This window comes from Aquimarina sp. I32.4, from assembly GCF_002924285.1.
Lineage (GTDB): Bacteria > Bacteroidota > Bacteroidia > Flavobacteriales > Flavobacteriaceae > Aquimarina.
In genome coordinates, this window is sequence record NZ_PGUB01000120.1 from 1 (window position 1) to 12,154 (window position 12,154).

At 31.0% G+C, this 12,154-nt stretch carries 8 protein-coding genes and 1 pseudogene; 1 reads left to right on the forward strand and 8 read right to left on the reverse strand.

The window, feature by feature from the left end; genetic code table 11:
* From CVD18_RS19140 to CVD18_RS19175, 8 genes are all read right to left on the reverse strand, one after another.
* A partial coding sequence (locus tag CVD18_RS19140) for a transposase (protein ID WP_146052779.1) occupies positions 1-182 on the reverse strand: 182 nt, incomplete at its 3' end.
* 163 nt (positions 183-345) lie between these two features.
* On the reverse strand, positions 346-831 hold the full coding sequence (locus CVD18_RS19145) for a hypothetical protein (protein WP_103867115.1): 486 nt from the start codon (positions 829-831) through the stop codon (positions 346-348).
* A 27-nt stretch (positions 832-858) separates the two neighbouring features.
* Positions 859-1,350: a hypothetical protein gene (locus CVD18_RS19150; RefSeq protein WP_103867116.1), complete on the reverse strand. Its 492-nt coding sequence runs from the start codon at positions 1,348-1,350 to the stop codon at positions 859-861.
* 50 nt (positions 1,351-1,400) lie between these two features.
* On the reverse strand, positions 1,401-3,011 hold the full coding sequence (gene tssD / locus CVD18_RS19155) for a type VI secretion system tube protein TssD (RefSeq protein WP_146052856.1): 1,611 nt from the start codon (positions 3,009-3,011) through the stop codon (positions 1,401-1,403).
* 144 nt (positions 3,012-3,155) lie between these two features.
* Positions 3,156-5,258 carry a T9SS type B sorting domain-containing protein gene (locus CVD18_RS19160; protein WP_103867118.1) on the reverse strand — a complete coding sequence of 701 codons (2,103 nt, stop codon included), beginning with the start codon at positions 5,256-5,258 and terminating at the stop codon, positions 3,156-3,158.
* A gap of 299 nt (positions 5,259-5,557) precedes the next feature.
* The gene (locus CVD18_RS19165) at positions 5,558-7,483 is read right to left on the reverse strand and encodes an OmpA family protein (protein ID WP_103867119.1); all 1,926 of its coding nucleotides are present in this window, start codon (positions 7,481-7,483) and stop codon (positions 5,558-5,560) included.
* Positions 7,484-7,495: 12 nt separating this feature from the next.
* Entirely contained in the window at positions 7,496-8,419 is a 924-nt protein-coding gene (locus tag CVD18_RS19170; protein ID WP_103867120.1) for a type IX secretion system membrane protein PorP/SprF, read from the reverse strand.
* Positions 8,420-8,429: 10 nt separating this feature from the next.
* A complete protein-coding gene (locus CVD18_RS19175) occupies positions 8,430-10,751 on the reverse strand; it encodes a gliding motility-associated C-terminal domain-containing protein (protein ID WP_103867121.1) in 2,322 nt (773 codons plus the stop codon).
* Positions 10,752-11,783: 1,032 nt separating this feature from the next.
* Here CVD18_RS19175 and CVD18_RS19180 point away from each other — a divergent pair.
* Positions 11,784-12,065 (forward strand): annotated as a pseudogene (locus CVD18_RS19180) (IS1595 family transposase); the annotation flags it as partial.
* Between the last annotated feature and the right edge of the window lie 89 nt (positions 12,066-12,154).

A 12,154-nucleotide genomic window follows, 5' to 3' on the forward strand; every position in this document is an offset into this window, starting at 1 on the left:
TCTGTACTCAATTCCTGTTTTACAGTGAATTTACCAGAGGTAGATTCATATGATTTACGCCATTTACGGATCATACTTCCATCTAAATCATATTCTGAACTCACTTGCTGTACACTTTGACCTGATTGTAATAACTCTACAATCATAAGTTTAAAATCGTTACTATGTTTTCGCTTTACCATAATTCAAATATATTTAACATTATGGGCTATTTAAAATCGTCCTAACAAAACTAGATATTCCACGAATCCCCCCTTATCACCAAATCCCAGATCAGTCAACAGATCATATAGCGCTAGCCTATCGGCACGCCATATGCTTAGTTATTAGGCAATGTTTTTGTTTTTATTCTAAAGAATGAGCTTCTTTAGGTATAGTAAACACTCTAGGTTTATCAAAAATGTATTTTTTTCCATTTATATTCATGTATTTTATCATATTATATACAGAATCTATACTCAATGGTACATATGGGGAAATTATATAAGATGTTTGTATATCTTTTATTCTATAAATAGCTGAATCGTTAATAGTTAATTGATGGTCTTTATTTGTCAAAATTGAGTCTGAATATTGTAAGAAAACTGCATTATGTCCTTTGGAATAATCTAAAACAGTATCTAATTTATGTTCTCTCTCAAAAGAAGTAAAATTTGTTTTTTCTTTATACTGTACTAATGATATTTTATGAATAGGATTCTTTTTTAAGTTCCAATTTTTTAAGACTATTTCTTTATGATTATAATCATACTTGTTTCTTTTTATTTCTCGGCAGGATGTTAGGAATACTAAAATTAAAAGTATTATTCTAATTAGTTTCAATATATCCATAAAAGGTAGATTTAAATGGCTTTATATTCATTTTTCTATAATATAAGCATCTTTAGGAATTAAAAAGTTCCTAGGTTTATCAAAATTATATTCTTTATTATTGATATTAAATGATCTAATCATATTATGTACTGTGTCAATTATATTAGGGCCATGTCCATCAATTCTATAATCTGTTTTTATGTTTTTAATATTATAAATTATAGTGTCATTTATAGTTAACTTATAATTTTTATTAAGTAGAATTGGTAAAGAATCAAATGCTAAAGATGTCATTTTACGATTTTTATAATCGTCTATTATTGCTGTCGCCACGACAGTTGTTTCTAAAGTCTTAAAATCTGTTCCTTTTTTATAACATAACAAAGATACTTTTTCTATAGGATTCTCTTTAACATTCCAATTTTTAAGATTTATTTCTTTGTGTTCATAATTATACCCTCTTCTTTTTACATCTTTACAATTAATGAAAAGAAATAAAAAAGTAATAATCACGCTAGTTATTTTCAATATATCCATAAAAAGTAGATTTAAATGATTTCACACTGATTTTTTTATTTATTAGAAATTTATATATTGAAGTAAGGAGGGGCACCTTTTTCATTTTTATAATCTACAGAATTATATCCCCAAGTATATACTTTAAATCCTAAAAATTCTGCTTCATTTAAATCAGTAGTCGTATTGTTGTCTTTGTCATAAAATATAAGACCTCCTTCATATACAACCCAATGAGATTCGTAACCTATATCGCTATATGAATAACTAACAATACCTTCTAACATTTGTGCATCTACCATCATCATAATGTGTTTGCCTTCTTTATGTTTTTTATCAACTTCTTGTATATGTTCTAAATCACTATTAGAAAAATGGTCATACAGTTTTCCTCCTAAAGGACGTTTTTTTTGTTGTATAAGTATTTCATTAAGCCCAGTACTATCTATATTGGTTCCGCCAACTAGTTGTTTGGTCATACGCTCCATCATTCTAGGCCAGTTTACTGCTTTTAGCATATCCATATCTCCATCTTCAACACCTTTATATACAAAAGCACTATTTAAACTTTCTTTACTTCTTGTAACTGCTAGTACTATCCAATCTATCTCAGCCATTCCCATATTTATATAGCCTGTATCTTGAGTTGGTTTTACATCGTACATTTCTAAAGCTTTTGGGTGTGTCTCTACAGTATATCCGTTAATAGTAGCAGTTCCTTTTCTATGTAATTCCTTTGCTAATTTACCATAAGCTTCAGCATCTTTTTTAAGTAATACATAATATAAAGCAACCATACCACATAGAGAAGATGATCCTTGACTTATTTTCCAAGGGGCATTTTTTCTGTTTTCTATTTGTTTCTCTACAATTTTTCTATCAAACCATTTAAAACGGTAATGGTGAAATACTTCTAGTTCAGCCTCATTTTCTTTTTTTTCAATATAAGCATAAAAAGTAATTGGATACCCACAATAATCTAAGTCATCAGTTTTAAAAGTAATTTCCTTTCCAGTTTGTTTTATGTTTCCAATAACAGTTTCATTTTCTTTGATATAACTGTAACTCCATTTAATATCATTTAAATTTTCAGGAGTTTTATTATTTCGGAACTTACTAACTTTTAGGGAATATTCTTTATTATGAATCATTCCCATTTTCTTGTTTGAATTAGAATTGGTAGAACCTTCATCAAGATTACTTATTTCTATTTTATCTACATAATACATTTCTTCTTGCTCAACCTCTTGTTCTTCTCTAACTGTTGTTTGAGTCTCTTTTTGTGGATAGGTAACTCTCCAAGATGCAGAGTATACACCACTAGAATTAGAGTCTTCCACACCAGCAGCAGTAATTTCTAAAGTTTCAGTCATAGGGTTTGAGCCTGTCGAAGAAAAGTTATTTTTCCAATTTACAAGGTTTGCATCTAAAAAATAGACTTTACGAGTTTTACCTCCCATAACAACAGGATAGATGTGTAATGCTATCTGTTTTGTTTGTTTAGATGCAAATGCCCATTCGGCAAGATTTAGGTCTTTTCGAGTTTCAATAACCAATCGAAGTCCGTTAAAAATAGGAATCTGTGAAGGTCTACCACTTCTATCCGTTCCTTGACTGAAAGAAAGTGCAAACCAAAGCACATTGATTTCTTTTCCGTCTATTATTAATTTTGCTTTTACCATAGTTCTCTTTTTTCCGTTTTGTTTTCCGTTTGAGTAAGTTTTTATGTTGCCTAACAATTGTATATACCAACTAACCAATTTTGTAAATTTAAAAATGCAGCATAGTTCTTAGAAAAATTATCCGAATTTCTCTTGCAAGTCCACTTATCGCTTTAAAGTAAAATGTGAAGAAAATGTTTTAACAACACCATCATTTTTATCTAAATATTCAACTTTAAACCAATAATCGTTAGATGGCATATTTCTATTTCTATACGTTCCATCCCATGAATCATAAGAAGGTCTTATTTGCTTCAACAGAGCACCATATCTATTAAAGATATATATTACCGCTGAAGTATTATTTTTTAGACAATGAATATTCCATCTATCATTAATAGCATCTCCATTAGGTGTAAAAAACTTAGGATAATCCAAAACTGAAGTTGTATGTACTCCTGTATCATTACACCCAGAAACATCACGCACATATACCGTTTGAAAACATTCTTTTACGTTGTCAAAAACATTGCTTTCCTGCCAATTTCTATTATCCAAACTGTATTCAAATTCTTTAAATCTTTCATTATTATTTTTTATGGTTACTTTGATTCTATAGTCATTGCCGTAATTATTATCAATAATACTTGCTTCTATATCCAATTTATTTATTGATATCACTCCAATAGTCATCTTTACACTTGTGGCACACAGATGTGCATCTGGTGTAAATATATATTCTTCGGTTTTTAAGTTAGTTAACTCTGGTGACCATGATCCTGTAATACCATTTAAAGAAGTTGTAGGTAATTCTGATAACTCATCGCCAGAACAAATTGGATCAATTTCATTAAACAAAGGCACAATTTCTTCATTAAAGATAATTGCTATTTCATCTCGATGTATATTGCCTATACTATCTGTTACTGTAACCCTATAAGCTCCTGTTTCATTTACAGTGATAATACGTTTTCCTCCTGTATTTGATATCTCAACAAATCCATTGCCTGTATCTATTTCCCAAAAATAATTTCCATAGAGTGGGCTTTCATTTGGATTTGCATTTAAAGTTGTATTTGTAACGCCGCAAAGGTTTAAATCACCCCCCAAAACACTATCAAGAATAAATGGTGCAACTACTATAATAATATTAGTAGGTGTAGCACATTGATCTGAATCTGGTATAAATGTGTACTCTTGAGTTATTAAGTTGCTTAATATTGGAGACCATGATCCCGTAATACCATTTATAGAAGTGGTAGGTAATTCAGATAATGTATCTCCAAAAGAAATAGGAACTATTGCATTAAACAAAGGAACAACCCTTTGTTTAACAGTAATTTCCACTTCATCCTGGTGTATATCTCCTACAAGATCTGTTACCGAAACCCTATAGGTTGCTGTTTCATTTACAGTAATAATACGTTCTCCATTTGTATTTGGTATTTCAACAAATCCACTTCCTGTATCTATTTCCCAAAAATAATGTACATATTGCTGGTCTTGATTTGGATTTGCATTTAAAGTTGTAACATCACAAACTTCTGAATCATCACCCAAAACATGCACAATATCAACAATTGAGCAATCTGTAGTTCCTGCTTCTGATTCATCCAAATTTATTTGCTCTATTTGAACTAATCCATTTAAACCTATATTAGAGTAATTTGTTACTAACAAAACGTAATAATCACCTGACTTTACGTTATTTAGATGCATTTCTTCAATAGCAGCAATGCTATAACTACAATCCTTTACATTAGTAGTGTTAATAGTAGCATAAAAATCTCTTGCATTAGTAAATGTAGTATTAGTGGGACATCCAGAATCCAAAGACGTACTATATTTAGGTAAACAATGATCAGAAAAATCATTACACCTTACACTTTTAGAGTTAAAAGGTCCCCATACCACAAAGTCTACATCTAAGCCAGGTTCTACAAAAGGGTCTAACCTATTATTGGGCACTAAATCTGCCCATTGACTAATCCGAAACTTTACATCTCCCCCCTTTGCTATTTTAAAATAGAACCAAGAAGGCCTAGGATTTGTATCTAAGCAAGCTACTTGTTTTCCAGTACCCTCATTTATTACATCCGAAACGTTTTCAAATGTATAACGCCCCTGTGGATCCCAACAAATAGGTTTTAAATCATCACAACTTACCCCTCCAGGTGTATTAATAAATTGAGCAAAAAAAGTGGTGTGAATAAAAGCAAAAAAAATGAGTGTTTTGAATTTCATTTTTATTTTTAATAAAGTTGTCATTTTTATATTCTAAAAATCAGTATTAGTTACTACTTCCCATTATATCATGACTATTATTTTAATTCCGTAAAGTATTTACAGTACATAATAGGGTATTGCCAAACTCGAACTTGGGATTGATTAATACCATTAAAATCAATATGATTAATGAATTAATGAGAGTAAAACGTATCGAGACATGTATTTCTATAATGACTCGATACGTTTTCAGCGTATATGTAATACTATAAAACCAAAATTGGCTATATTGTATAACCTGGGGTTTTTAATCGTATACATTTTACACTTTTCTGAATTAATTAATTTGACCTTCTGCTGTTATTCTCTTTTCTTCCTTTTACTATGTAAAAACTAGATCTTCTATTTTTTTGGTGTTGTTCTTCTGTGCAATTTTCACAAGCATCTAGCAACTTATCTTCTCCATAACCCATAGCACTCTCTATTCTATTAGAAGCTATTCCTCTAGATATAATGTAATCTCTTATAGATTCTGCCCTCTTTTTTGATAAATGCTTATTATAATCAGCACTTCCTCTACTATCTGTATGTGATTCTATTTTGATAACCATATCAGGATAATTATTCATTACGGTTATAATATGCTCTAATTCACGCTCTGAATCTTTACGTATATTATGTTTATCAAAATCAAAATAAATAGGTCTGATTACTATTTCGTCTTCTACTATTAAAGGAACCAATTCGATATTTTGTACTACTACTTTGTTGTTAACACCTAAAGTTTTAATGGATTTTGTTGCTTCTCTATAGTTCTTTTTTGATGCTACAAAAGTGTACTCTTTATCACATTCGTTATCTGTAAAAAGGTAAGTTCCATCTTCTTTTATAACTTGTTCCTCTAATGATTTTTCATCTCCTGTAAATAGTATATCAACACCACCTAGCGGAGCTTTTGTTATAGAATCTGTAACAACTATTTTTATACTTTCTTTACATTCTGGTTTTACAATAAAACTATAAATATCATCATCTCCTTTTCCTTCTTTTCTATTAGAAGAGAAAAAGCCATACTTGTCTTCTTCATTTATAATAAATGAAAAGTCATCATAAGTACTATTTATTGGAGTTCCTATATTTATTGGCTTACCATACGTATTGTTTTCCAGTTTAGATTCAAAAACATCTAATCCTCCTAAACCTAAGTGTCCATTAGAAGCAAAAAACAAAGTTCCATTTTCGCTTATAAAAGGAAACATTTCTTTTCCTTCTGTATTAATAGTTTTTCCTAAGTTTTCTGGTTTACCATAGCTATTACCTGAAATAGCAACACGATAAATATCTGTGTTTCCATGACCTCCAGGCATATCAGATACAAAGTATAGATTTTTTTCGTCAGCACTTAATGCTGGGTGACCACATGAATACGCATCATTATTAAATGGTAATTCTTGTATATTTACCCATTTATTGTCTTTTTTTTCTGCTTTAAATAATTTTAAATGAGATATTCTATGATCATCTCCACGTAACTTTTTGCCGTCGTAATTATCTCTAGTAAAATAGGCTGTGTTTCCATCTTTTGTAATTACAAAGTTTGATTCATGATATTTAGATAATACGTCTTTTAATAACGTTATATCTGCTATATCTCTCGTACTTTTTTCTATAATCGATTCCTTTGCTTTATAGATATTTAAATAAGGTTGACGGTTCCATTGATATAACTTTCCTTTTGTTCCAGTTTTTGGACGTGTTGATGAAAAATAAAATTCTTCATTTTTAACAAATCCTCCAAAGTCAGAATATTCGGTATTACTTGATAGATTATGAAGATTAAAATAAATTTGAGGTTTGTTAGAATATTCTGTAAAATAATCTCTATTATTTTCTAATGCTATAGCACTAGTATTATATCCTTTATCTTTTAACTTTAACAACCATCTGTTAGATTCTCCTATTTTTTCATTAGTTTTCAATGTTTGAGCATACCTAAAAATATGATCAGGAATCGCTACTTTTTCATATTTACCTATTAATTTTTTATAATATTTTTCTGCTTCTTCATATTCATTATTATAATAATACGAATCTGATAACCTACTTAAAGTTAAATAAGAGTTATCTCCTTTATCATGAATCGCTTTATATATTTTTGATGATTTTTTATACGCAAATTCTTTAAAATACTTGTCTGCGGCATATTTTCGTTGCCCATATCCTATCGTTATTGATAAAATAAACAATATGTATGTAATTTTTTTCATTTTTATTAAGTTTTAAAAGAATCTTGGTGATTTTGCGGTTAATTCTTTGAAGAAATTCCAACGAATCATTAATTCGTAAGTTCCTGAATTATAGTTACTATAATTAGATGTCGTTAAATCGTATGCAAATCCTAATTCTAAGTTTTTAGTGGCTTTAAACCCTAGTAAAGCACTTATAGAATCATTCCAGCGCCAAGATGCCCCTAAAGTGAATTTTTTATTAAATAAGAAATTTGCAGAAACATCTAATGATAAAGGTGCTCCACTTACCACCTTAGTTAAAAACGCTGGCTTAAACTTTAGGTTTTCAGATAAGTCAAATACATACCCCCCTATAAGAAAGAAGTGCATACGTTCTGCTGCTACACCACCACCACTGGCAATTGAGTCATCATAGTATCGGGCTTTTAACATATTAGGGGTCGAAACTCCTAAATACAATTTATTTGTATAGTAATAAATACCTGCTCCTATAGTTGGTAAAAAACGACTGATGTTTCCTGTTAATTTTTTATCTTGAACGTCTTTCACCAACCCTTTATTCCAATCAACAGCTAAATGTCGTCCTCCCAGTTTTAATCCAAAAGAAATTTTTCCTTTCTCACTAGCTCGAATTATGTAAGAAGTGTTTATATCTAAAGCTATTTCGTGAGCTGGTCCTATTTGATCATTAGTTAAGTTCACACCTAATCCCATACCACTATATCCTAAAGGAGTATCATAACTTACTGTTTGTGTTGACGGAGATCCATCAACACCTACCCATTGTGCACGACCTAATAAATTAATTATTTTATGTTCATTAGTTCCTGAATACGCTGGATTTATGGTCATCGTATTATACATGTACTGTGTAAAATGCGAGTCTTGTTGGGCATTAACTTTAGATAAAACTAAAGTGAATACTAACAACAGTATAAATATTTTAAATTTCATGTTTCTTTTTTTATTTGATAATGTATAACCACCCTACTTTTGGCTTTGAGCCATCTCCAAAGTCTATTGCATAGTAATAAGTGCCTGATGGTAATATTTCTGAACCGTTTATTGTTGTTCTTCCTGTAGATAAACCTCTAAATACTACATCTTCATTATTATATCCAGATGCTTTATAAACTGAATTCCCCCACCTATTAAAGATTTCTACAGTATTATTCTTATACTTAGGGTTATTTATTCCTGTAATGTAAAATGTATCATTTTGGTTATCACCATCGGGTGTCATTATATTATATATAATTATATTACATTCACTTGTAGTAGTTACGGGTAAACTTATATCTGGGGAATTATAATCACAAGGATCGTTGGGGTCAGTATCATCTGGACCTATTGTTCCATCTCCATCGCTATCTAATTCTTTTAAATTTGATACTCCATCTCCATCACAGTCTGCTACTGCCCATAAACTTGTTGTTATTGATAAGTCGATTCTCGAAATATCTCCTCCTATACAAGGATCATTATCATCGGGGTCTGTAGTAGCATCTTCACCATCATCATCTTTATCCATATCTATTTCTCTAAAGTCAACTTCTGGTGTATCTGCTGTGCTGTCTATTGTGTCTAAAGCTCCTGCATTTAATGCATCATTAACATCAAATAGTGTTGCTATCGTATCTACTGTATCAAATGTATCTAATAACCCATCGCCATCAGTATCTACTGTTGTTCCATCATCTGTTAACCCTGATTCGGCTGTATCTGATACCCCATCATCATCACTATCTAAATCTAAATAATCTGGCAAATTCTCTGTAGTATTTGCATCGGTATCTGTTGGAGTTGTTATTGGGGTACTTCCTCCAAAGTCTGAATCGTACTGGTTATCGATTCCATCATTGTCATCATCTGCTTCTAATGGTGGCTGATAACCCGCAGTAGTTTGTCCCTCTACATTATCAGGTATTCCATCATTATCTGAATCAATATCTAGATAGTTTGATAACCCTTCATTATCTGTATTTGGTAGTATTAAAGCTGTTCCATTTGTTACTTCTCCTGATCCGCTTCCACTATCTACTGTATCTAAAGCGTCTGCTATCCCATCATTATCAACATCGATCATGGTATGGGAAAGACCTTGAGTTGGGTAGTCTACTTCACCATCTTCATTAGCATCTGTTCCTCCTGCTTCTACGATATCTAAAATACCATCGTTATCTGAATCTAAATCTAAATGGTTTGGGACCCCATCTCCATCTAAATCATCAAATATTGGTTGAGGGCTATTGTCATTATCACCTATTGCTGGATCTGAGTCATCGTCATCTAAATAGATTGAGAAGCCATCATTATCATTATCTTCATTTGGGTCTAATCCACCTGTTTCTATAGTGTCTAAAATTCCATCGTTATCATCATCTAAATCCATCCTATCTAATATTCCATCACCATCAGTATCTGTAACATCTACAAAATGAATACTTCCCGAAAAAAGTTTAGTAAAATACAATTTAGTTACCGAATTAGCTTCTGAAACATGAATTCCAGATGGATAATCCCAAGCATTAAAATTATCAAGAAAGACTTCTGCTGTTGGCGAAGAAGACTTAAGATCTATTTTTACGATTCTATCTACTATACCTGGGGCACCTGTAGGAGGATCGGCCACATATAAAATTTGATTTTTAACATCTAGATCTATTCCAGAAGGGGCATTTACATTGGTTACAACATCTTCAACAACGGGAGTCGAATTTGATAAATCAATCTTAGAAACCCTAGGTGTTCCACCTGAAACAGCCCTCTGTGTAAAATAAAGAGAATTATCAATCTCATTATAAACAATCCCAAACGGAGCATCTAAACTAGTAGCAAAGTCCTCTCCTACTATAGGAGTTGCTGTCATATCTAATTTGACAATTTTTCCAATACTATCTACAACATACAAGATATCACCCACAAAAGTTAAACTATAGGGAAATGTAGAATTGAAAAGAACGGGGATACTTGGGGCGTTTAAATCTGCTAAATCCAATTTTCTAATATGTTTTGGGTTTGAGCCAGAGTCTCCGTAATACAATTCATTGTTATATACGTCCATCCCATACGTCCTTGATGCCAGTTCATCAATAACTGTTGGTCCTGCACCGATATTATCTAAACCTAAATAAGATATACGACCATGGTCCCATTCTGAAAAATAAAGGAGATCGTCAATTATCTTCATTGATGATGGACTATCTAACCCATCACGCAATGTTACTTGAGCATTTATATTATAATAAAAAACTATTAAAAATATTATTAAGTAATTTTTCTTCATTCTTTTGTCTTAAAAATTAAATTCCGGCAAAATTATATAATTATTTTTATTTATTCTAAATAAAAATAATTATTACAAATTTTAACATTGTCAACACATCTTATTGACTATCAGTTAATTAATGTAATAAAATGAAAGGCGTATATTTTTAATGATTGATAATCTTGTAAAATATTCTTCCGTTTAACATTTTAATTTTTGACATATGCTTTTATAACTTTTTCATTTGAATATCGACCTACTTGTATAGTTTTCATACAAACCATTTGCCCAAAACTATCCTGCCTATAATTTTGGACTTACTACATTTGACTGGAAATTAAGTTGATGGAATTATTGCTATCTAATTTATCACTGAATTATGTCTAAACGTAAAAAGAATTATAGTATCGATTTTAAGCTAAAATCTGTAGAATCAGGTTATGCCAGAGGAAATATATTCCAGGTATGTAGAGAATTAGATATTCCTACATCGCGCTAGGCCGTTGGAGAAAAGAATTTAATAAATATGGTACTAATAGTTTCCTAAGTCGCGGTAAGCCAAACTCCGAAGGTCGCATATTTTAACATTTTCAGAAAAACACTTCCTCAACAGTTACAAACTCAATAAAAACAAGGGATCAGTGAACCGCTAGTATCTAAAGTCAAAAGGATTTTCATAATCAGAAATAGAAGGTTTTACCTAAAAAAAGGAAAATTCAGTACTCCAAACAGTACTCTATGCGAAAAAAAACGATGATTTTCAAGAAGAAAAAACACTTATAAACAAAAATAACCCCTTCAAAATGAATAGGTTATCTTTAGTAGCAGGAAAGATTGAAATATCTAACCATTCTATTGAAAATTTATTTGAATTAGAAGCATTTATAAAAACTCATCGCTCTAGTCTATAATTGCTATTATTCGTATTTTTAATTTATGGATTTAGAAAAGATAAAAGTTGAAATAGGTAATTTATCCATTGAAGATCAAGCTTTATTGGCGGCAGAACTTGAGAAATTGACATTGAAAGGAAGTCCCACAATTAAGGCACAAGCATCTCGTCGCCATATTTTGGATAGCTGTCCTCATTGTAGTCACCCCAAATATGTTCGTTTTGGGATAGACCGAGGAGCTCAACGTTACAAGTGTAAGTCCTGTCGTAGGAGCTTTACAGAATATACAGGCACTTGGATGGCAGGTTTACATAAGAAAGACAAAGTGGATGCCTATTTAGTCTTAATGTTAGAAGAGAAGAGTTTGGATAAGATCAAGGAATCTTTGAAGATCAATAAAAAGACTGCTTTTGATTGGCGTCATAAAATATTGGCTTCCTTAACGGATACGGTGGATACTTCGGTTCGTTTTGTGCCAGTAATTTCGGAGTTATGATGCCAGTGATTTCGGATCAAACTGTGCCAATT

Bases quoted from the DNA above. Each gene is read 5' to 3' on its own strand.
- CVD18_RS19145 (WP_103867115.1), bottom strand. From the start codon at position 831: ATGGATATATTGAAACTAATTAGAATAATACTTTTAATTTTAGTATTC.
- CVD18_RS19150 (WP_103867116.1), bottom strand. From the start codon at position 1,350: ATGGATATATTGAAAATAACTAGCGTGATTATTACTTTTTTATTTCTT.
- tssD (WP_146052856.1), bottom strand. From the start codon at position 3,011: ATGGTAAAAGCAAAATTAATAATAGACGGAAAAGAAATCAATGTGCTT.
- CVD18_RS19160 (WP_103867118.1), bottom strand. From the start codon at position 5,258: ATGACAACTTTATTAAAAATAAAAATGAAATTCAAAACACTCATTTTT.
- CVD18_RS19165 (WP_103867119.1), bottom strand. From the start codon at position 7,483: ATGAAAAAAATTACATACATATTGTTTATTTTATCAATAACGATAGGA.
- CVD18_RS19170 (WP_103867120.1), bottom strand. From the start codon at position 8,419: ATGAAATTTAAAATATTTATACTGTTGTTAGTATTCACTTTAGTTTTA.
- CVD18_RS19175 (WP_103867121.1), bottom strand. From the start codon at position 10,751: ATGAAGAAAAATTACTTAATAATATTTTTAATAGTTTTTTATTATAAT.